The sequence below is a fragment of the Sphaerisporangium fuscum genome, from assembly GCF_018531465.1.
Classification (GTDB): domain Bacteria; phylum Actinomycetota; class Actinomycetes; order Streptosporangiales; family Streptosporangiaceae; genus Sphaerisporangium; species Sphaerisporangium fuscum.
In genome coordinates this window covers 18573-40095 of the sequence record NZ_JAHDTF010000038.1, presented here as the reverse complement: position 1 = coordinate 40095, position 21523 = coordinate 18573, and the positions used below count along the sequence as shown (strand labels likewise).

20 protein-coding genes are annotated in these 21523 nt (G+C 72.1%); 12 read left to right on the top strand and 8 right to left on the bottom strand.

Translation table 11 applies throughout. The features are described 5' to 3' along the window. Positions 1 to 24: 24 nt before the first annotated feature. On the top strand, positions 25 to 2118 hold the full coding sequence (locus tag KIK05_RS38690; protein WP_214415848.1) for an RNA degradosome polyphosphate kinase: 2094 nt from the start codon (positions 25 to 27) through the stop codon (positions 2116 to 2118). After that, a complete protein-coding gene (locus KIK05_RS38685) occupies positions 2111 to 3004 on the top strand; it encodes an NUDIX hydrolase (RefSeq protein WP_214415847.1) in 894 nt (297 codons plus the stop codon). Before KIK05_RS38690 ends, KIK05_RS38685 begins: the two co-directional genes overlap by 8 nt. A 5-nt stretch (positions 3005 to 3009) precedes the next feature. Here KIK05_RS38685 and KIK05_RS38680 read toward each other — a convergent pair whose 3' ends face one another. Further along, on the bottom strand, positions 3010 to 4116 hold the full coding sequence (locus KIK05_RS38680; protein ID WP_308250294.1) for an MGDG synthase family glycosyltransferase: 1107 nt from the start codon (positions 4114 to 4116) through the stop codon (positions 3010 to 3012). A gap of 23 nt (positions 4117 to 4139) precedes the next feature. On the opposite strand from KIK05_RS38680, the gene KIK05_RS38675 reads away from it, so the two are divergent. The 9 genes from KIK05_RS38675 (at position 4140) to KIK05_RS38635 (ending at position 13525) form a co-directional block, all read left to right on the top strand. Beyond that, positions 4140 to 4895, top strand: coding sequence for a polysaccharide deacetylase family protein (locus KIK05_RS38675; protein WP_250564157.1), 756 nt, complete (start codon positions 4140 to 4142; stop codon positions 4893 to 4895). A gap of 224 nt (positions 4896 to 5119) precedes the next feature. Continuing rightward, positions 5120 to 5956: a squalene synthase HpnC gene (gene hpnC, locus KIK05_RS38670; protein WP_214415846.1), complete on the top strand. Its 837-nt coding sequence runs from the start codon at positions 5120 to 5122 to the stop codon at positions 5954 to 5956. Between the two features lie 4 nt (positions 5957 to 5960). After that, complete coding sequence (hpnD, locus tag KIK05_RS38665) at positions 5961 to 6818, top strand: presqualene diphosphate synthase HpnD (RefSeq protein ID WP_214415845.1); 858 nt, start codon at positions 5961 to 5963, stop codon at positions 6816 to 6818. A gap of 40 nt (positions 6819 to 6858) precedes the next feature. Then, positions 6859 to 8193: a hydroxysqualene dehydroxylase HpnE gene (gene hpnE, locus KIK05_RS38660; protein WP_214415916.1), complete on the top strand. Its 1335-nt coding sequence runs from the start codon at positions 6859 to 6861 to the stop codon at positions 8191 to 8193. Then, positions 8190 to 9194 carry a polyprenyl synthetase family protein gene (locus KIK05_RS38655; RefSeq protein WP_214415844.1) on the top strand — a complete coding sequence of 335 codons (1005 nt, stop codon included), beginning with the start codon at positions 8190 to 8192 and terminating at the stop codon, positions 9192 to 9194. The genes hpnE and KIK05_RS38655 overlap by 4 nt, the downstream gene beginning before the upstream one ends. A gap of 1 nt (position 9195) precedes the next feature. Next, entirely contained in the window at positions 9196 to 11076 is a 1881-nt protein-coding gene (gene shc / locus KIK05_RS38650) for a squalene--hopene cyclase (RefSeq protein WP_214415843.1), read from the top strand. Beyond that, positions 11073 to 11672, top strand: a complete 600-nt coding sequence (locus KIK05_RS38645) for a phosphorylase family protein (RefSeq protein ID WP_214415842.1) — start codon at positions 11073 to 11075, stop codon at positions 11670 to 11672. The genes shc and KIK05_RS38645 overlap by 4 nt, the downstream gene beginning before the upstream one ends. After that, on the top strand, positions 11669 to 12673 hold the full coding sequence (gene hpnH, locus KIK05_RS38640) for an adenosyl-hopene transferase HpnH (protein WP_214415841.1): 1005 nt from the start codon (positions 11669 to 11671) through the stop codon (positions 12671 to 12673). The genes KIK05_RS38645 and hpnH overlap by 4 nt, the downstream gene beginning before the upstream one ends. Positions 12674 to 12898: 225 nt before the next feature. Continuing rightward, a complete protein-coding gene (locus KIK05_RS38635) occupies positions 12899 to 13525 on the top strand; it encodes a Uma2 family endonuclease (RefSeq protein WP_214415840.1) in 627 nt (208 codons plus the stop codon). A gap of 191 nt (positions 13526 to 13716) precedes the next feature. On the opposite strand, the gene KIK05_RS38630 is transcribed toward KIK05_RS38635, so the two are convergent. The 7 genes from KIK05_RS38630 to KIK05_RS38600 form a co-directional block, all read right to left on the bottom strand. Further along, positions 13717 to 14031, bottom strand: a complete 315-nt coding sequence (locus tag KIK05_RS38630; protein WP_214415839.1) for a hypothetical protein — start codon at positions 14029 to 14031, stop codon at positions 13717 to 13719. Between the two features lie 450 nt (positions 14032 to 14481). Then, positions 14482 to 15711: a helix-turn-helix domain-containing protein gene (locus tag KIK05_RS38625; protein WP_214415838.1), complete on the bottom strand. Its 1230-nt coding sequence runs from the start codon at positions 15709 to 15711 to the stop codon at positions 14482 to 14484. Between the two features lie 260 nt (positions 15712 to 15971). Then, complete coding sequence (locus KIK05_RS38620; RefSeq protein WP_214415837.1) at positions 15972 to 17054, bottom strand: sulfite oxidase; 1083 nt, start codon at positions 17052 to 17054, stop codon at positions 15972 to 15974. 179 nt (positions 17055 to 17233) lie between these two features. Continuing rightward, on the bottom strand, positions 17234 to 17995 hold the full coding sequence (locus KIK05_RS38615) for an SDR family NAD(P)-dependent oxidoreductase (protein WP_214415836.1): 762 nt from the start codon (positions 17993 to 17995) through the stop codon (positions 17234 to 17236). A 196-nt stretch (positions 17996 to 18191) separates the two neighbouring features. Next, positions 18192 to 19673 (bottom strand): CYTH and CHAD domain-containing protein, encoded by a 1482-nt coding sequence (locus KIK05_RS38610; RefSeq protein ID WP_214415835.1) that lies wholly within the window; start codon positions 19671 to 19673, stop codon positions 18192 to 18194. A 94-nt stretch (positions 19674 to 19767) separates the two neighbouring features. Further along, on the bottom strand, positions 19768 to 20127 hold the full coding sequence (locus tag KIK05_RS38605; protein ID WP_214415834.1) for a VOC family protein: 360 nt from the start codon (positions 20125 to 20127) through the stop codon (positions 19768 to 19770). Further along, positions 20124 to 20906, bottom strand: coding sequence for a trans-aconitate 2-methyltransferase (locus tag KIK05_RS38600; protein WP_250564156.1), 783 nt, complete (start codon positions 20904 to 20906; stop codon positions 20124 to 20126). The genes KIK05_RS38605 and KIK05_RS38600 overlap by 4 nt, the downstream gene beginning before the upstream one ends. Positions 20907 to 21002: 96 nt before the next feature. On the opposite strand from KIK05_RS38600, the gene KIK05_RS38595 reads away from it, so the two are divergent. Continuing rightward, positions 21003 to 21506 (top strand): MarR family winged helix-turn-helix transcriptional regulator, encoded by a 504-nt coding sequence (locus tag KIK05_RS38595; protein WP_214415914.1) that lies wholly within the window; start codon positions 21003 to 21005, stop codon positions 21504 to 21506. Positions 21507 to 21523 lie beyond the last annotated feature (17 nt).

Below are 21523 nucleotides of genomic sequence, written 5' to 3'. Positions count from 1 at the left end.
AAGTGAGCAGGGCATTTTGGACATATGTCCGCCGATGCCGCGCTGCCCTCCCCGGAAGGACTTGACCACCTTCCCCTCCCACAGGACCGCTTCCTCAACCGCGAGGAAAGTTGGCTCCATTTCAACGAGCGCGTGCTGGAGCTGGCCGAGGATCCCGAGGTCCCGCTGCTCGAACGGGTCCGGTTCCTCGCCATCTTCGCCAGCAACCTGGACGAGTTCTTCCGTGTACGGGTGGCGGGCCTGAAACGCAGGATGGCCACCGGCCTCCTGCTCCGCACCAAGAGCGGCCTCAAGCCGCGCGAGGAGCTCGCGCGGATCGCCGCCATCGCCGACGACCTCGCCCAGCGGCACGCCGCCACGTTCCACAAGCAGATCTGCCCGCAACTGGCCGGCGCGGGCATCGAGATCGTCCGCTGGGACGACCTGAGCAGGGACGAGCGCACCTCCCTGCGCAAGCTCTTCCGCGAGCGGATCCGACCGGTGCTGACCCCCCTGGCCGTGGACCCCGCGCACCCCTTCCCGTACATCTCGGGCCTCTCGCTGAACCTGGCGGTCGTCGTGCGCAACCCCGCCAACGGCAACACCGTCTTCGCCCGGGTCAAGGTCCCCTCGCAGCTCCCCCGCTTCGTCGCCGCCTCCAAGGACCGCTTCGTCCCCCTGGAGGACGTGATCGCCGCGCACCTGAGCGACCTGTTCAAGGGCATGGAGATCGTCGAGCACCACGTCTTCCGGGTGACCCGCAACGAGGACCTCGACGTGGACGAGGACGTCACCGAGAACCTCATGCAGGCGCTGGAGAAGGAACTCCTGATGCGGCGCTTCGGGCCGCCCGTCCGGCTGGAGGTCGAGGACACCATCAGCCCGGCGGTCCTGGACCTCCTCGTCGACGAGCTGGACGTCTCCGACCACGAGATCTACCGTCTGCCCGGCCCGCTCGACCTCTCCGGGCTGCACTCGATCGCCGACCTCGACCGCGGGGAGCTGCACTTCCCCCCCTTCGTCCCGGCGGAGGCCGTCCACGCCGAGGACGACATCTTCTCGGTGCTGCGCGAGCGCGACATCCTGGTCCACCACCCGTACGACTCGTTCTCCACCAGCGTGCAGCGGTTCATCGAGCAGGCGGCGGCCGACCCGAACGTGCTCGCCATCAAGCAGACCCTCTACCGCACCAGCGGCGACTCGCCCATCGTGGACGCGCTGATCGACGCCGCCGAGGCCGGCAAGCAGGTCGTCGTCGTGGTCGAGATCAAGGCGAGGTTCGACGAGCACGCCAACATCACCTGGGCCCGCAAGCTGGAGAAGGCCGGCTGCCACGTGGTCTACGGCGTGCTCGGGCTCAAGACCCACGCCAAGCTCGCCCTGGTGGTGCGGCAGGAGGCCTCCGGCGAGCTGCGCCAGTACTGCCACATCGGCACGGGCAACTACAACCCCAAGACGGCCCGGCAGTACGAGGACTTCGGCATCCTGACGGCCGACCCGCTGGTCGGCGAGGACATCACCGACCTGTTCATCCACCTCACCGGCTACTCCCACCACTCGGCCTACCGGCGCCTGCTCGTCGCGCCCCACTCGATGCGCGCCGGCCTGCTGACCAGGATCGAGCGGGAGATCACCCACCACCAGGCCGGGCGCCCGGCGCGGATCCGGATCAAGACCAACTCCCTGGTGGACGAGCCGCTGATCGACGCCCTGTACGCCGCCTCCCGCGCCGGCGTGCCGGTGGACCTCGTCGTGCGCGGGGTCTGCACGCTGCGGCCCGGCGTCCCGGGTTTGTCGGAGAACATCCGGGTCAGGAGCATCCTCGGGAGGTTCCTCGAACACTCCCGCATCTACGAGTTCGGCGGCGGCCGCCGGCCGGAGATCTGGATCGGCAGCGCCGACCTGATGCGCCGCAACGTCGACCGCCGCGTGGAGGCCCTGGTGAAGGTCAACAGCGCCCAGCACCGGGCGTACCTGTCGGAGCTGCTCGACCTCGCCATGGCCGACACCACGAGCACGTGGTGGCTGAACGGGGACGGCACCTGGGTGCGCCACCACCAGGGGGAGAACGGCGAGCCGCTCACCGACCTGCAGTCCCACCTGGTCTCGACCCGCCGGTGGAGGACGATCGATGACTGAGGGCCAGATCCAGCCCACCGACCTGATCAGGGCCGGCGGCGCGGTCGTGTGGCGGGGCGACCTCCGGGCGCCCGAGGTGGCCGTGGTCCACCGGCCGAAGTACGACGACTGGTCGTTCCCCAAGGGCAAGCTCAAGCCGGGCGAGCACGTGGTCGCGGGCGCGGTCCGCGAGGTCGCCGAGGAGACCGGGCTGAGCGTCGCGCTCGGCCGCCACCTGCCGCCCGTGCACTACCTCAAGGGCGGGCGGCTCAAGCGGGTCGACTACTGGGCGGCCCGGGTCGTCGAGCAGGTCGCCGAGGACCCCTCCGACGAGGTCGACGCGCTGGAGTGGCTGTCCCTGGAGGAGGCGCGCACCCGGCTGACGTACGAATGGGACGCCGGGCTGCTGCGGGCCCTCATGGCCGCCCCACTGGACACCACGCCGTTCGTGCTGGTCAGGCACGGGTACGCGGGCAACCGCCAGGACTGGCACGGCGACGACGACCTGCGCCCGCTCGACGAGGCCGGACAGGAGCAGGCCAGGACGGTCGCCGAGCTGCTGACCGGCTACCGCCCCACCTCGCTGGTCAGCTCACCGAGCAGGCGATGCGTGCAGACGCTGCTGCCGTACGCCGCCGAGGAGGCGCTGCGGATCCGCACCGAGCGGCTGCTGACCGAGACCGACCACGACCCGCCGCTGACGCTGGCGCTCGCCCTGTCCCTGCTGGACGAGGGTGAGCCCACGGCGCTGTGCGGGCACGGCAAGGTGCTGCCCGAACTGATCTCCGCGATGTGCGAGAGCCGCTTCGAGGGCCATGTCGAGGATCCCCACCTCCGCAAGGGCGGTGTGGCTGTGCTCCACCACGTGGCGGGCAAGATCGTGGCCGTGGACCGCTACGCGACCTAGGCCGGTCACCGGCTCCGGGCCTCACGTTCCCGGCCTCCGGCGGTGATCAGGGCGGTCTGCGCCGGTGGGGACGCGAACAGGGCGCCGGCGCGGGCGATCTGGAGAGCGCGCCGCCGCTCGTCCCTGAGCCGGTCGAGCGCGTCCAGCAGCGCCGCCGCGTCCGGCGCGTGCAGGCTGACGCCCGCGCGTGCCATGGCCAGCACGCCGTCGCGGCCGTGCCCGGCGATGGGCCGGTAGGAGACGACCGGCAGCCCGGCGGCGAAGGCCTCCTCGCAGGTCAGCCCGGCGGCGTTGTCGACCAGCGCGTGGGCCGCCGCCATGAGGTCGGGCAGGTCGTCGCGCCAGCCGAGGGCGATGCCGTGCCCGGCCCGCTGGAGACGGCGCCGCAGCCGCGCGTCCCGCCCGCACAGGACGACCGGGGTGTAGCGGCCGGAACGGGCGAGCAGGCGGGCCGTCCCGGCCACGTGCCCCACGCCCCACGCTCCGGCGGAGACCAGCACCAGCAGATCGTCCGGTCCCGCCCCGATACGGGCACGTGCCTGCCCCGCCGGTCGCCCACGCACGGTGAACGCGGACCGCACGACCGGGGCGCAGGCGTAGGCGGGACGACCGGTCGCGGCGGTGATGTGCCGGACCGCGGCCGGGGCCGGGCACAGGTAGCGGTCGTTGCCGCCGTCCGTCCACAGCCTGTGGACGGCGAAGTCGGTCACCAGCACCGTGGCGGGTGCCGGCAGCCGCCCGTGCCGCCTCAGCCACCCGGTCGCCTGGGCGGCCACGTGGAAGACCGAGACGACCTCGTCGGGCGGGCGGCGGCCGATCAGCCGCGCGAGCCGGGACGCGATCAGCACCGTGACCGGGGAGGCCGACGGCGCCCGTTTGGCGACGAAGAAGACCTGGTAGATGAGCTCGTAGAGCCACGGCGCCCGTCTGACCGTCCAGCGGTACCACCCGCGCAGCACCGCGCCGAGCCGCATCGGGAGCAACCGGAGGACATCGATGACCTCTACCTCGGCGCCCTCCGCCTCCAGCCGCCCGGCCAGCTCGGCGGCGACGCCGTCGTGCCCGGCGCCCATGCTCGCGGTCAGGATCAGCAGCCTCCGCCGCGCCGTCACGGCCACCTCCAGGCGGCGCTGAGATGGCCATGACCAGGGCGTCCTCGGCCCGCCCAGCACCGCAGGGCAGGGGCCGTGCCGTCGTACCGGCGGCGGTCGCCGGGCTGGCGCTGCTGCACGCCGGCCCCGCCGCGACGTGGCTTCCCGTCGTACGGCGCCGGCTGCCCGCCCTGGCGGGGCTGGGGAGCCCCGGCCATGTGGCGTTGACCTTCGACGACGGGCCGGACCCGGTCTCCACGCCCCGCTTCCTCGACGAACTGCGGCGGCTGGAGTGCCTGGCCACGTTCTTCGTCCTCGGCGAGATGCTCCAACGCCACCCCGAGGTGGGGCGCCGCATCGTCGCCGAGGGACACGAGCTCGCCGTCCACGGCTGGCGGCACGTCAACGCCCTCCTCGCCCGCCCCGGCCGCGTCACGAGAGAGGTCCGCGGGGCCGCCGAGCTCGCGCACGCGGTGAGCGGTGCCCGTCCCGCCTGGTACCGGCCGCCGTACGGGGTGCTCAGCGCCGAGACCCTGTGCGCGGCCCGGGCGGCGGGGCTGCGACCGGTGCTGTGGACCGTCTGGGGCAGGGACTGGACGTCCGCGGCGAGCCCGGCCTCGGTGATGGCGGCGCTGGCCCCGGGGCTGCGGGGCGGGGCGACCGTGCTGCTCCACGACACCGACCACACCTCGGCCCCCGGATCGTGGCGGGCGGCCCTCGGCGCCCTGCCCGAGGTGGTGGCCCGCTGCCGCGCCATGGGGCTGCGCGTCGGACCGCTGCGCGACCACGGCGTCACCTGATGGGCTGGCCACGACGGTCCTCCTCGGCGCGCTCCCCGAAACAGTTCCTTTCGCCGTTTCAACGGTGAATTCCCAATACTTTCCCCGCCGGCGCCCGCCGCTGCGCGGAAACGCGTAAATTCATGATCGAGGCGGCGCAATGTATTCAACAGATGCCGTTTCACCTGCAATGACACGGGAATTCCGTAGCGGTGTCAGCACGGCTGGACAGTAACGACGACCTCATGTCGAAGGCCGCCCGCGAGAATTTCCCGGTGGCCTTACGGCTGCTGCCCCGCCGATACCGCGCCCACCTTTCAGCGGTGTACGGATTCGCGCGTTTCGTGGACGACGTCGGCGACGAGGCCGAGCCGGGCGAGCGGCTGCGATTGCTGGACGCCGTCGAGTCGGACCTCGCCCGCCTGTACGCCGGGGCGGCGCCGCGCCTGCCGTACATCCGAGCGCTCGCGCCGACCGTCGAGGCGTGCGCGATCCCGCCCGAGCCGCTGCGGCGGCTGGCCGAGGCCAACCGTCGCGACCAGGTCGTCAGCCGCTACGAGACCTTCGACGACCTGCTCGGATACTGCGAGCTGTCGGCGAACCCGGTCGGGCACCTCGTGCTGCACGTCTTCGGCGCGGCGACCCCCCGCAGGCTCGCCTGGTCGGACGGGGTGTGCTCGGCGCTGCAGGTACTGGAGCACTGCCAGGACGTCGGTGAGGACTACGCGCGGGGCCGGATCTACCTGCCCGGCCGCGACCTGCGCCGCTTCGGCTGCACCGAGGACGACCTCGCCGGAACCACGACCCCGGCGACGCTGCGCCGGGTGGTGGCCCTGCAGGTCGAACGGGCCGTACGGCTGCTCGGGAACGGGGTGCCGCTGGTGGTGTCCCTGGCCGGGCCCGCGCGTGTCGCGGTGGCGGGCTACGTCGCCGGGGGCCGCGCCACCGCGACCGCCCTGCGGCGCTCGGGGCACGACGTCCTCGGCCGTGCCGTACGCCCGCGCCGCGCCCGGCTCGCGGGCGCCTGGCTGCGCCTGCTCGCGACCGGCGTGACAGGCATGACCAGCATCACAAGGAGGTGAACCGGTGACCGCGTCCACGGCGTACCGGCGGTGCGAGCAGATCGTCCGCGCCCGGGCACGCAATTTCTCCTACGGGATCCGCCTGCTGCCCGCCCCCAAACGCCGGGCGCTCAGCGCCGTGTACGCCTTCGCCCGCCGCATCGACGACATCGGCGACACCGAGGGGCCGGTCGACCAGCGGCTGGCACGGCTGGCGGACGCGCGGGCGGCGCTCCGCGCGGCGCGTCCCGACGAGGCCGACTTCGTCCTGGTCGCCCTGAACGACGCGGTCGGCCGCTACCCGATCCCGCTTCCCGCCTTCGAGGAACTGATCGACGGCTGCACGGCCGACGTGCGCGGCGTGACGTACGAGAGCTTCGACGACCTGCTTACCTACTGCCGCAGGGTCGCCGGGTCGGTCGGGCGGCTCTCGCTCGGCGTGTTCGGCGCCGAGGACCCCGCCGTGGCCGCGCCGCTCGCCGACGCCCTCGGAGTGGCGCTGCAGATCACCAACATCCTCCGCGACGTCCGCGAGGACCGCCTCGCCGGCCGCGTCTACCTGCCCCTCGAGGACCTCGAACGATTCGGGTGCACGTTGAACATCGACTCCCGCGGCCGGTTCACCGACCCGCCGCAGCGCCTGGCGCGGCTCCTCCGGTTCGAGGCGGACCGGGCACGCGACTGGTACGGCCAGGGGATGCGTCTGCTGCCGCTGCTGGACCGGCGCAGCGCCGCGTGCACGGCCGCGATGGCGGGCATCTACCGGTCGCTGCTCGACCGCATCGCCTCCCACCCCGCCCGCGCGCTGGACGCCAGGCCGTCGCTCCCCACCTGGGAGAAGGCGATGGTGGCCGCCCGGGCCCTCGCCGGAGCCGGCAGGTGAGCCCGTTGGCGCGGGCGACAGGAGCCGGCAGGTGAGCGCGATGGCGCCGGTCGCGGTGGTCGGCGGCGGGCTCGCCGGCATCGCCGCCGCCGTGGCCCTGGCGGAGGCGGGCCTGCCCGTGACGCTCTACGAGGCCCGGCCGAGGCTCGGCGGCGCCACCCATTCGTTCGACCGGGACGGGCTGGTGGTCGACAACGGCCAGCACGTCTTCCTGCGGTGCTGCACCGCCTACCGGGGGCTGCTCGACAGGATCGGCGCCACCGCGAGGGTGCACCTGCAGGACCGCTTCGACGTCCACGTCATCACCCCCTCCGGGCGCCGGGGGCGGCTGCGCCGGGCCGCGCTCCCCGGGCCGTTGCACCTGATGCCCGCCCTCGCGGCGTACACGCTGCTGCCGCCCGCCGACCGGGCGCGGGCGGTGCTCGGGTCGCTCGCGCTGTCGCGGCTCGACCCGGCCGACCCGGCGCTCGACCGTGTGGGCCTGGGGAGCTGGCTGGCCGCGCACGGGCAGCGCGACCCGGCGCGGCGTGCCCTGTGGGAGCTGTTCGCGGTGGCCGCGCTGAACATCGGCGTCGAGGACGCGGCCCTCGGGCCGGCGGTGATGGTGTTCAAGACCGCCCTGCTCGGCCGCGCCGACGCCGCCGACATCGGCGTCCCGGCCGTCCCCCTCGGCGAACTGCACGGCGCCACCGCCGAGACGGCCATCAGGCGACGCGGCGGCGAGGTCCGCCTGTCGGCGAAGGTCAGCGCGGTCGAGTTCGGCTCCCCCGGCCTGCCGTCCCTGGTCGTGGACGGCGTCCGGGTCCCGGCCTCCGCGGTCGTCGTCGCCACCCCGCACGAGCAGGCCGCCAGGCTCGTCCCCGCCGAGGCGGCGCCGGGCCGGGACCGCTGGAGCGGCCTTTCGGCCAGCCCCATCGTCAACGTGCACGCCGTCTATGACCGCCGGGTCATGGATCCGCCGTTCGTCGCCGTGGTCGGTTCGCCCATTCAGTGGATCTTCGACAAGACCCGGGTCGCGGGTCTGGATACCGGGCAGTACCTGGCGATCTCGGTGTCGGCGGCGGAGCGGTGGATCGACATGCCCACCGCGAAGATCAGGGAGGAGTTCGTCCCGGCGCTGAACCGGCTGCTCCCCGGCACCCGGCACGCCCGGCTGACCGACTTCTTCGTCACCCGCGAGAAGCGGGCCACCTTCCGTCAGCGGCCGGGCAGTGGCGCGCTCCGCCCGCCGGCCGCCACCCGGTGGCCCGGCCTCTACCTCGCCGGCGCGTGGACCGACACGGGCTGGCCCGACACGATGGAGGGCGCCGTGCGCAGCGGACTCCAGGCCGCCCGCCTGGCCAGGCGGCACCTGCGACAGGGAACCGCCTCATGACCGCGGTCGTGCCACCGGTGGTGGCCGCCGCCCGGGGGCTGGTCGACCCCGTCCTGCGGGAGGCCGTCGCCCGGCTCGACCCGATGACGGCGGGCGTCGCCGCCTACCACTTCGGCTGGACCTCCCAGGGGAGACCGGCGGGCGGGAAGGCGCTGCGACCCGCGCTGGCCTTCCTGTCGGCGAGGGCGGCCGGCGGGAGCGACGAGGAGTGCGGGCCGGCGGCCGCCGCGGTCGAGCTTGTGCACGCGTTCTCGCTCCTCCACGACGACATCATGGACGGCGACCGCATGCGCCGGCACCGTCCCGCCGCCTGGACGGTGTTCGGCCGCTCCGAGGCGATCCTCGCCGGGGACGCCCTGCTCGGGCTCGCCGCGGAGCTTCTCGTCGAGCGCGGAAGCCCTGGCCACCTCGCCGCGGCACACGCGCTGAGCCGGGCCGTGCGCGGCCTCATCGCCGGCCAGGCCCTCGACCTGGAGTTCGAGCGACGTGACGACGTGACGCTGGGCGAATGCCTGCGGATGGCCACGAGGAAGACCGGTGACCTGCTCGCGTGCGCCTGCTCGATCGGCGCGATGGCGGCGGGCGCCCCGCCCGCGCTGGTCTCCGCGCTGGCGGCCTTCGGCACCGAGACCGGCCTGGCCTTCCAGTTGGCCGACGACCTGCTCGGCATCTGGGGCGACCCTCAGGTGACCGGCAAGGCCGTCCTGTCGGACCTGCGTGCCCGCAAGAAGAGCCTTCCGGTCGTCGCCGCCCTGACCAGCGGCACCGAGGCCGGCGACCGCCTGGCCGAGCTGCTGGCCCGCCCCGGGCCGTTGCCGGAGGACGTCCTGCGCGAGGCCGCCGCGCTGGTCGACCAGGCCGGCGGCCGCACCTGGGCCGAGCAGGAGGCCAAGCACCGTCTCGACGCCGCGGGACGCCACCTCGCCGACGCGGACATGCCGCCCGGCGTGCGCGCCCAGTTCCTGGACATCGCCGGTTTCATCACCTCTCGGGATCACTGACATGACCACAGCCGATGTTCTCCCGTCCACCGGCCTCGCCCAGCGGGCACTCGACGCCGCGGTCGAGCACCTCATGGGCCTGCGGTCGCCGGAGGGCTGGTGGAAGGGCGAGCTGCAGACCAACGTGACCATGGACGCCGAAGACCTGCTGCTGCGCGAGTTCCTCGGCATCCGGGACGAGGACGAGACGGCCGAGGCGGCGCGCTGGATCCGCTCCGAGCAGCGTCCCGACGGCACCTGGGCCAACTTCCACGGCGGCCCGCCCGACCTGTCAACCACCGTCGAGGCGTACGTGGCGCTGCGGCTCGCCGGGGACCCCGTCGACGCCCCGCACATGCTCGCCGCCGCCGCGTTCGTCCGGCAGGCGGGCGGTGTCGAGGCGGCGCGGGTGTTCACCCGGATCTGGCTGGCGCTGTTCGGGCAGTGGCGGTGGGAGGACCTGCCCGTCCTGCCGCCGGAGCTGGTGTTCCTGCCCCCGTGGTTCCCGCTCAACGTCTACGACTGGGCGTGCTGGGCGCGGCAGACGATCGTCCCGCTCACCGTCGTCAGCGCGCACCGGCCGGTGCGCCCGCTCCCGTTCGACCTGGCAGAGCTGCGGACGGGACGGCGGACGCGGCGGCCGCCCAGGCCCGGCTGGGAGGCCGGGTTCGCCGCGCTGGACCGGGTCCTGCACCGTTACGAGCCGCATGCGGTCAAGGGCCTGCGCCGGGCGGCGCTGCGGCGGGCCGTCGAGTGGGTCGTGGCGCGGCAGGAACTCGACGGCTCGTGGGGCGGCATCCAGCCTCCCTGGGTGTACTCGCTGATCGCGCTGAACCTGTCCGGCTACCACGTCGGCCATCCCGTCATGCGCAAGGGCATCCGGGGGCTCGACAGGTTCACCGTGCACGACGAGAAGGGCCGCAGGCTGGAGGCCTGCCAGTCACCGGTGTGGGACACGGCGCTGGCCGTCAACGCCCTGCTGGACGCGGGCGTCGCCGCCGACCACCCCGCCGTCGTCGGCGCCGCCGGCTGGCTGCTGAGCGAGGAGATCAGAGGGCCGGGCGACTGGGCCGTCCGACGGCCCTGGCTGCCGCCGGGCGGCTGGGCGTTCGAGTTCGACAACGACGGCTACCCGGACGTCGACGACACCGCCGAGGTGATCATCGCGCTGCGCCGCACGGGCCACACCGGCGTACGGCCCGCGATCGACCGGGCCGTACGGTGGATGGCCGGGATGGCGTCCCGCGACGGCGGGTTCGCGGCCTTCGACGCCGACAACACCCGAACGCTGTGCACCAAGCTGCCGTTCTGCGACTTCGGCGCGGTGATCGACCCGCCGTCCGCCGACGTCACCGCCCACGTCGTCGAGGCCCTGGCCCACGAAGGGCACGCCGGGACGGCGACCGTGCGGCGGGCCGTCGTCTGGCTGCTGAAGGCCCAGGAACCCGACGGGTCGTGGTTCGGCCGGTGGGGCGCCAACCACGTGTACGGCACGGGAGCCGTCGTCCCCGCCCTCGTCGCGGCCGGCGTACGGCCGGAGAGCCGCGCCGTGCGACGGGCCGTCGCCTGGCTGCGCGGCCACCAGAACGACGACGGCGGCTGGGGAGAGGACCTGCGTTCGTACACCGACCCGTCGTGGATCGGGCGCGGAGCCTCCACCGCCTCGCAGACCGCGTGGGCGCTGCTCGCCCTGCTGGCAGCGCGGGAGGAACGCTCGGCCGCCGTCCACAAGGGCGTGCGGTGGCTGGTCGAGCACCAGCGCCCGGACGGCACCTGGGACGAGCCCTACTTCACCGGGACCGGCTTCCCGGGCGACTTCTACATCAACTACCACCTCTACCGGCTGGTCTTCCCGATCAGCGCCCTCGGACGTCATCTGCGCGCGCTCGGGGGGACCCCGTGATCCCCCTGCTCATCTGCACCGGGCTCGGCATCGAGTCCCGGGCCGTACGGCGCGGTCTTCCGGCCTGCTCCGCGGGGGTGCAGGTGATGCGCACGGGGTTCGGGCCGCGCCGCGCCGCCCGCACGGCGGCCGCCCTGCCGCCGTCCCGCGCCCTGGCCGTGGTCGGCTTCGGCGGCGCGCTGAACGGGAGTCTGCGGCCGGGGGACGTGCTGGTGGCGAGCGAGATCCGGTACGGCGACCTCGCGTACTCCTGTCCGTCCGCTGCGGCCCTCGCCGGACTGCTGTCGCGTGCCGGTCTGCCCGCCCGCACCGGCGTGCTGTTGACCTCCGGGCATGTGGTGACGGGCGCCGAGCGCGGGCGGCTGGCCCGCGAGGGAGCCGACGCCGTCGACATGGAGACCGGGCCGCTCGCGGCCGTCGCCTCGGGCCGTCTCCTGGCGGCGGTACGGGTGATCGTCGACACTCCCGCGGCTCCGCTGCCGACCCCGGCGACCGTGCGCGGCGTCCGCCTGGCCGGCCGCGCCCTGCGTCGCCTCGGCCCCGGCCTGATCCGCTGGGCCGCCTCCGGCCTCGTTCCCGAGGAGGTGGGACGATGAGCATCCCGATCCGCCAGAGCGTACGCGTGGGCGGCTACATCCTCGGCCAGAAGCTGCGGAGGCGCGAGAAGTTCCCGCTGCTGGTCGAGCTGGAGCCGCTGTTCGCCTGCAACCTCAAGTGCGCGGGCTGCGGCAAGATCCAGCACCCTGCCGACGTCCTCAAGCGGCGCATGCCGGTGGAGCAGGCCGTGGCGGCGATCGAGGAGAGCGGCGCGCCTATGGTGTCGATAGCGGGCGGGGAGCCGCTCATGCACCCGCAGATCGCCGACATCGTCCGCGAGCTCGTCGCCCGCAGGAAGTACGTCTACCTGTGCACCAACGCGCTGCTGATCCCGAAGAAGATCGACCAGTTCCGGCCGTCGCGGTACTTCGCCTGGACGGTCCACATCGACGGCCTGCGCGAACGCCACGACGCGTCGGTGTGCAAGGAAGGGGTGTTCGACGAGGCGGTCGCCGCCGTGCGCGAGTGCCTGCGGCGCGGCTTCCGGGTCACCTCCAACACGACGTTCTTCTCCACCGACACGCCCCGCACCGTGGTGGAGGTGCTCGACTACCTCAACGACGACCTGGGCGTCGACCAGATGATGATCTCCCCGGCGTACGCGTACGAGAAGGCCCCCGACCAGGACCACTTCCCCGGGGTGCGGGAGATACGGGAGCTGTTCCGCCAGGCCTTCGCGGGCGGCGGCCGGCGCCGGTGGCGGTTCAACCACTCCCCCCTCTTCCTCGACTTCCTCGAAGGGAAGATCGACTTCCCGTGCACGGCGTGGGCGATCCCGTCGTACTCCCTGTTCGGCTGGCAGCGGCCGTGCTACCTCATGGCCGACGGGTACGCCCGGACGTACCGGGAGCTGGTCGAGCAGACCGACTGGGAGACCTACGGCCGGGGCCGCGACCCGCGCTGCGCCAACTGCATGGCCCACTGCGGCTACGAGCCCACCGCCGTCTTCGCCACCTTCACCTCGCTCAAGGAGTCCCTACGCGCCCTCCGCAACCAGTGAAAAGCGTCTTGCCCCGCTCTCCATGCGCCCCGTTGAACCAGCCCACCACCGACACCGCGGCCACCTCGCGGCTCCTGGGGCCGTTCAGAGCATGAGAGAGAGCTTCGCCTGTCGAAACTTTCTGTATTGACCTGAACACTTGTTGTCATTGCACTAGCGTGGATCCGTACTGACTGGCCTGTCCCCCGCAGGCGGTGCAGACTGTTCGGTGTGGAAGGAGACCCGATGAGCGCGCTTCCCCACGAGGGATGGCCTGCCCCGCAGGCTGCGCGGGCTCACCTGGTGTTGCTTCCGGAACACCCCGGGCCTTACACCGTCGAGGACTGGCTGGCGCTCCCGCAGACCGAGGAGCGCATCGAGCTCATCGACGGGAGTTTCGTAGTGAGTCCGGCCCCCGCGACCGATCACGCGCTGTGTGCGCAACGGTTGGTTCGGATCCTTCTCCAGGCCGCACCCCAGGATGTCGAGGTCGTCGAAGGGCCGAACGTTCAAGTGGGCGAGGAGGGGTTCATCCCCGGCATCGTGGTCGGCCGAGCGGAGCCGATAGTGGCCGGGGCGGTCGTACTGCACTCCGACGACGTGCTGATGGCGGTCGAGATCGTCAGCCCCGGCAACCGGAAGCGCGACTATGTCGTCAAGCCCCCTTCCTATGCCGAGGCCGGGGTGCCGGTGTTCATGCGGGTCGAGCTGCACGGCGATGGCGCCATGCCGCTGGTGGAGGCGTTCATCGAGCAGGACGGGAAGTACGGCCTGGTGGCCGAGGCTCGGCCTGGGAGTGTCCTGGCCCTGGAAGAGCCGTTCACAGTCGCATTCGACCCGGGAGAACTGGTCGGGCCTCGGCGATCCCGCTGAAGGCATGACCTGCCGCGACGGCGAATAAGGGCCTCGCTCCGCTCGGACTGCTTTATTCAGAGCTTCCGCCCGCCTCAAGCTTTGCCCGATCCGCTGGGTTGGCTTCGCCGGGCGAAGCTTTCGACCGCCACAGAGCAATGGGGCGTGACGCTGTACGTCTCCGCAGGTCCGAGTGACTTGGTTGTTCCAGGTCAAGGGCATGTACCTTCTGCGATGACGATGACCCCACTGTTCCGGTCTCGGCGCGCGTGCATCACGACGGGGCCGTACCGATAGCACGGATAAGGGTGTGCGTAGATGTCCAGCTCGGCAGGGCGGATCGTCCCGTGGCCGCGCTCCGGCATGGTGCCCAGTGCCTCCAGGAGCGCCAGACGCGCGCGCAGCCTGGTAGTCGTCACACCGAGCACGCCGCGGCCGGCGAAGTCGTCAGCCGCCCATGTCCACAGCACTCCGTCCTCATCGGCGCGCTCGATGGCCCCTGGCCCGTGCTCATCCGGACCGGTCATGCGGCCCTCACAAGAAGCGCGACTGCCATCTCCTCAAGCTCGGCCTCGCGCATGAGGTCGCACAGCTCCCCAATCGTGGAGGCCTCCACCCTTACGGGGCCTCTGGTGACCCAGCTCGCCATGGCTACGAACCGGCGACTGTGGGTGCCATAGAGGATCAGCCATCCTGGTTCCAGCTGATCGAGCTGGGCGGCGGCGGCCTTCTTTGCATGATCCCACTGTCGCGACGGACTAGGGGCAGGCTGTACGCCCAGCCGATGTCTTCCTCGGGGGCGGGCAACTCTAGGCTTTCGCATGGGTCGGACCTCCGTCGTCCGATCGAGGGATCGCCGATGCGTTGCACCGCCTCGGTGAGCCCGTTTATGTGACGTTAGGGTTACGTCACGTGAGCCATGCGAGCGACCGTAGGTCTACCTGCTCTGACGTGGAGACACGGAATGTGTCCCCTCGTTACGGCTGGACCACAAGCCCTATTTCGTTCGCGAGGCTACGGGCCCGAAATCGCAAATGAGCAGGGCCGGTCTCGGCGATCTCCACCGTCATGCGCCGCGCGTACCCGTTGTACCGGATTGTCTCTGGAGCCGTCGCATGGGCCAGGTCCAGGGTCTTGATGACCGCCGCCTCGTCGCGCTGCAGATGATGCGCCCGTGCGACCTCGATGAGGTGACGTCCTCGGCGCGGCCGTGAGGGGATCGCCGCATTGATCGCCCATGCCGCCTGACGGGCGGACTCGCCGCCCTGATGGAGTTCAACAGCCACCGTGACAGCATGCGCGGCCATCACCACCCGCGAGAAAGACGTCCACGGTTGGTAGTAGTCCGCTGGTAGTCGCTCAGCCACACGCCTGGCCTCCTCCCAGTGCCGCCAGGCGTCCCCGGACTTGCCGACCCGGGCCGCGGTGAACGCCAGCTCGAAGCGCAGGGCACCGCGCATCGCCAGAAGGTCGATCCCCTCGGCATCGAGCTGTGACTCGATTACTCGCAGTCCTTGCTCATTGATCTCCTGGGCCGCATCGAAGTCACCGGCGTCACGATGGGCTTGGGCCAGGAACCACACCGCGCACGACAATGCGAGCGGGTCTTCCGACTCCTGGGCGGCGAGCATGCCGCGCTCGGCGACCCGCCACAGCAGGTCGGCCGCGGGTTGGTAGGCGACGAACATCTGCGTCAGCCCGTACACCTCGGCGAGTAGGGCGAGCGCCAGGCGCCGGCTCGCGTCTCGGTACATGGCCGCGGCGAGCTGGGTGTCGCGAACGAGATCGGGCAAGAGGGCGCCGAGGGTCGTACGGTGGTCCGGGGAGGCGTGCCGGGCGCGCCAAGCAGCGTCCAGACGTGCGCGAAGGTGCGTGAGGGGCTGCACGGTGCCCTGAGGGGTCAGCGGCAAGTCGTTGATGGCACGACGTACAGCATCAAGGGCTGGGTGCCCCGGCCCAGTGAACATCCGAACCGGCATGGACTGGTCGCCGGTCAGATCGGCTAGGTTCCGGATGCGCAGGGCCTCAGCGAGCTGCAGAAGAATGGGCAGCCGTGGCTGCTGCTGTAGACGTCCTTGTTCGACGGCTTTGAGCCAGGACGCGGATTTGCCGATTTGCCCAGCAAGCACTTCGCGGGTCATTCCGGCTCGCTTCCGGAAAAACCTGACTCGGTCGCCGAAATTCACCGGCATGGTACCGCCGTTCATACAGCCCTGCCCTCTTTTGAAGAGTCGACGGCTTCAGGCTACGATGCGAGGCTTTCTTTTTGCCATGGCGAGCTGGAAACGCGCGTCTACCGCGAATCGGCGACCCTCTGGGGCGTCTCTCTCCTCGATCAGCCACGACCGCCCCTCGGATGCCCCCACAAGCGACTTCTGGTAGTGCCATCTCATGGGGCTGTGAGCTTAGGTACGGGAGTGAAGCTCCTGAGAAAACACAGTCCGAGCGAAGCGAGGCCCATTGTCGGTCAGGGCGTCGCGGTGACGTGGAGACGGGCCCAGGAATTGTTGACGTACCCCTTGGGATTCCACACCGAGGCGGGAGACTCGGGCTGGGTCGCGGCCGTGGAATCCCAGGCCCGCGCGGTGAGCACCGTCTCACCGGGCGGTAGATCGACCGTGAGGCGCCAGTGCTGCCATGACCAGGGGCTCACGGGGGCGTCGAGCTCGGCCTGCTCCCAGGTGCGGCCGCCGTCCAGCGAGACGTCCACCCGCACCACACTGCGGTCGTCACCGGCGTACGCGTAGCCGGTGACCTCCGTCGGGCCCGGCGGTACGGGGGCGGTGCCGTCGGGGCGGAGGATGTCGCAGTTGAGGGCGACGGGGCCGAGGGAGACACCCACCCCCGGACCGGCCTGCGCTTCCGGGGGTACCAGGCGATAGGCGGTGGCCTGGAAGTAGTTCGCGGACGGCTCGGCCTGCACGGTGATCTCTCGCAGCCACTTCACGCTCCGCGCGCCGATCCAGCCCGGGACGACGACCCGCAGCGGGGCTCCGTGCGCCTGGGGCAGCGGCCTGCCGTTCATCCCCCAGGCCAGCAGAACCTCACCGGAGATCGCCTTGGTCAGTGGGATCGACCCGCCGTAGGGCTGGGGAGGGTCCGCGAGCAGTGAGACGTCGGGCGCCGAGAAGGCGACATGCTCGGCACCGGCTCGCAGGCCCGCCGCGGCGAGCACATCCGCCAGAGGTACGCCCGTCCACAGGGCGGTGGAGGTGGCGCCCGGCCCCCAGGGGTCCTCCCCGGGGATGTCCCGGACCTCGATCAGTCCCTGCCTGCGGTTGCCGGCGCACTGCAGGGTCGCCATGATCTCCCGCGCCGCGAACCGCTCCCGCAACTCGCCCAGCGACAGCGTCAGAGGCCGGTCCACCAGGCCGTCCACCCGAAGCCGCCAGGCGTCGGGGTCGATGTGCGGGATCGGGCCGTGGTTACGGCTGTAGAAGCTCTCCACGCCGGTGGTCAGCCGTCCGGCGAGCGCGTGACGAGGGGATTCGGCGTTGAACGGCTCCCACTCGTGCACCAGCATGTCGTCCCTCTTGCCCCATGCCCCCATACCCGGCCGATACCCGGTGCCACGGTCGGCAACCTCGGGCTCAGGGGCGTCCCGAGCCGCGGATCGCCGTGGTCCCGGCCGCGTCAGCCACGGATCACCATGATCCGGCCGCGTCAGGAGCCGCTGGTCAGCGTGATCCGGCCGCGTCAGGAGCCGCGGGTCGCCGTGATCCGGCCGCCTCAGGAGCCGCGGGCGCCGCCCAAGGCGGTCGCCAGCCGCCGGAACGGCCCCGGCGCGGCGCCGCGCAGGCGGGCCGGCAGGCGCAGCCAGGCCGGCACGTACGTCTCGGGCCGGTCGTGCTCGATCGCCGCCACGATAGCCCGTGCCACCCGCTGCGGCGGGATCGGAACGGGGCGGCGGCGGCCGTACGGTGTGCCGCGCCGTTCGAAGAAGGGCGTGTCGACCACGCCGGGAAGCACGACCGACACGCCGACACCTCCACGTGACGGTATCGGGCGCAGCTCGTCGCGCAGGGCCTCGGCGAAGACGAGCAGCCCCGCCTTGGTGGCGGAGTACACCGCCTCGTGCCCGACTCCGATGGCCCCGGCGATCGAGGCGACGAAGGCCACGTGCCCCCGGCCGGCCTCGACCATCGCGGGCAGGAGGAGGCGGGTCAGCCGGATCGGGGCGGCCAGGTTGACGTCCACCAGCGCGTCCACCGCGGTCGCCGGCATCCTCTGGAAGGGGCCCGCCCATCCGGCGCCGGCGTTGTTGACCAGTACGTCGACGTGGCCGGCGCGCTCGGCGAGGGCCGCGACATCGGTGGTGAGGTCGGCGACCAGGGGCTGCCCGCCGGCCTCGGCGGCGACCGCCTCCAGCCGCGCCCGGTCGCGTCCCGCCAGCAGCAACCGGGCGCCCGTCCCGGCCATGAGCCGCGCGGTCGCCGCCCCCACGCCGGAGGACGCGCCGGTGATCAGCACCCGTGCACCGGTGAGTCTCATATCTCCAAGATCACCGGACCGGCCCCCACATTTCACGCCACCACGCCGCCGGCCCCTCCCACTCCCCGCCGTACGGCGCCGACTCCGCCGCACCCCCTCCCGCCGACCCGGCGCCGAAATCGGAGCCGCAGGGCCGGTGTAGTGAGGCTGCGACCGGCCAAGCTGTGGCGTAGAGACCGCGCACAGAAGGGGGACGTCAGGTGTTCTTGGTGACCTTGGACCAGACGTCGGGGAAATCTTCGTGGGCTCGGGTGGCGGTGGTGTGTTCTATGCCGATCAGGACGCCGTAGGTGAAGGTGTCCTCTCCGGCGTCCCGGGCCCTGCCGGCCTCCTCCAGGAGGATCTGCTGGGCGACGACGCCGTCCTGGTACAGGCCCAGGACCTCCTGCACGGCCTTGGCGCGCGTGGCCACCTCGGAGGACAACTCCGGCAGCAGGGATTCGAGGGCCTCGGCGGTGTAGCGCGCCCGCTTGGCCGCCTTGCGGACGTCGTGCATGGCGATCTCGCGCTGCTCGGTGTCCTCGATGGCCTGGGCTCGGTCGTACGCCTTGACCACGCGATCCCAGCTCTTGTCGGCCACCGGCCTGAGCACCTTGTCGGCCTTCTTGGCGGCGAGCGGGGTCAGCGGAGGGCTGACCAGCAGCGTGTCGAGCCGGTCGAGCAGGGCGTAGTAGCGCTCGCCGCTCATGGCCTGCCTCGCGCGCCCGTACGCCTCCCGCTCGCGCCCGGCCAGGTCGTCGCCGAGTCGCGTCCGCACCGGCCCTGAGATCAGCTCAGCGTCGAGCCCGTCGAGGAGCCCGGCGAAGCGCTCGCGGATGACCTCCAGGTCACGCACCTCGCCCAGCACGTTGGCGATCCACTTCAGCTCGTCCTGCAGCGCGGAGGTCTCCGCGACGACGCCGGAGAAGGACTTCAGCGCGCTGCGCAGCCGCCGGCTCGCGACGCGCATCTTGTGGACGGCGTCCTCCTCCGCCTGCCTTACCTGGGGGTCCTGGGCGGTCAGCGCCTCCACCTGCGACCTGAGGTAGTCGAGCACGACCCGCCCCGCCGTGCCCTCCTCGGCCTCGACGCGCGGGGTGCCGGGGATACGGTCGCCGAGCAGGCGGGTGAGCTTGCTCTGGGAGCCGGCGGGGGTGGCGCCGGCCTTGCGCAACGCCTTGCCGACGCGTCTGAGCAGCTTGGGGTCCCCGCCGGTCAGCTCGGCCTCGACCTCCCGCCAGCGCTCGACGTGCCGTTCCTCGCCGAACACCGTGCCCTTGACGTTGTCGTCGGCGACCTCCAGCAGTTGCCGTCCCTCGGGGTCGCGCAGGCTGGTCACCTTGCGCACGGTCTCGAGCTCGGCGACGGGCACGAGCGGCTCGCCCCGGGTCTGGGCCCGGACGAGTTCGGCGAGCTCGCGGGGCACGATCTTCGCGCTGCGGGTCAGCGGGTGGGTTATCTCGTTGCGCACCCCCTTGGCCTTGGGAAGCTTCAGGTGCCACCCGGCGTCCTCGCCTCCGCGCCGGCGTCGCAGGGTGATCCCCCGGGCGGCGAGGCGCAGGTCGGCGGTGTCGAAGTACACCGCGACCAGGCGATGGCTCACCAGTTCGACCGCTTCCGCGCAGCCGGGCACGGTAGCGAGATCAGGAATCGTGAAATCCGGTGGGACGTCGAACTTGTCCTCGATCTCGATGGCCATCCCCGCTCCCCTGCCGCCCGCTTTGAACACTTATGTCGTCATTTAACGCTAATAGTCGCTGGCCAGGGGAGACTTATACCGCTCTGATCCGGTTCTACTCGGGCTCCAGAAGCTCGATCCGATTGCCCACCGGGTCGTCCACGTAACAACGATTGAAGCCGGGCAGCAGGGCGTCCGGACGCGCCTCGATCCCGGCCTCGGCGAGCCGGGCCACCAGCGCGGGCAGGTCGGCGACCAGCAGCCCGGGATGCGCCTTGCGGGCGGGCCGGAAGTCCTCCTCGACGCCGAGGTGCAGTTCGACACCCGGCCCGCGGAACCACACCCCGCCCCGCCGGGCCAGATCGGGCGGTTTGGGCACCTCGGCCAGCCCGAGGACGCCCACGTAGAACGCGCGCAGCCGCGGCTCGCTGCCCGCCGGGGCGGCGAGCTGTACGTGGTGCAGTCCGACGATCACCCGGCCCCCTCTTCCTCCGGCTTCCGCGCGACGACGAAGACGCGGCGGAACGGGAACGCCGTACCGTAGGACCTGCGCGGATAGGCCCGGTCGAGCAGCCGCGCACAGTCGGCCAGGAACGTCTCACGCCTGCCCGGGTCCAGGCGGTCGAGCATCGGCCGCAGCGCGGTGCCCCGGATCCAGTTCAGGACGGCGTCCTCACCGTGCAGCACGTGGACGTAGGTGGTCTCCCAGGCGTCGACCTCGCACCCGAGCCCGGCGAGCAGGTCGAGATACCCCTCGGGGCGGTCGACGGGCTCGGGGCCCACCAGGCCGGCGAGCTCGTCCTTCCACGCCTCCGAAAGGCACAGCTCCCTGACCAGGGCATGGCTCGGCGCGCCGTGGTTGCCGGGCACCTGGAAGGCGAGCCATCCCCCGGGGTTGAGCTCGGCGATCCAGCGCGGCAGCAGCTCACGATGCTCGGGCACCCAGTGCAGGGCCGCGTTGGAGACGATCACGTCGACCGGCCGCCCGGGACGCCACGAGCGGATGTCGCCGACGCTGAAGGTGGGACCCTCGGGGGCCTTGTCGATCATGGCGGGCGAGGAGTCGACGCCGTGGACGGCGGCGCCGGGCCAGCGGCGGCTCAGCTCGGCGGTCAGCTCGCCCGTCCCGCAGCCGAGGTCGACGACGTAGGTGGGGTGTGCGGCGTGGATGCGGGCGGTCAGCTCGAAGAACGGGCGGGCACGCTCGTCGGCGTACCGGCCGTAGACCGCCGGATCCCAAATATCTCTTGACATCAAGATAAATCTAAGCGACACAGGTGTCTCGATGTCAAGAGAGATAGACTCGGCCACATGACGGCGCGGCGACGAGATGTGACCGGGGACGACACCCTGCGTGACGAGGTGGACGAGCTCGTCACGTCCTGGCGGCGCGAGCGTCCCGACCTCGACGTGTCACCCCTCCACGTGCTCAGCCGGGTGTCCCGCCTGGCCAAGCACCTCGACCGCGCCCGTCGGGCGTCCTTCGCCGAGCACGGCCTGGAGCCGTGGGAGTTCGACGTCCTCACCACGCTCCGGCGCGCCGGTGAGCCGTACGAGCTGAGCCCCGGCGCCCTGCTGCGCGCCACGCTCGTCACCTCCGGCACCATGACCAACCGCATCGACCGGCTGGCCGCCGCCCGGCTCGTACGGCGGCGCCCCGACCCCGAGGATCGGCGCGGCGTGCTCGTCTCGCTCACCGACCTCGGCCGCGAGCGCGTCGACGAGGCCTTCGCCGACCTGCTCAGACGCGAACACGAGCTCCTCGCCGGCCTCGCCCCCGCCGACCAGCAGACCCTCGCCACCCTCCTGCGCACCATCCTCGCCCCCTTCGACTCGGGCGAGAACGGCTCCTGATCCCTCCGGGCCGTCGC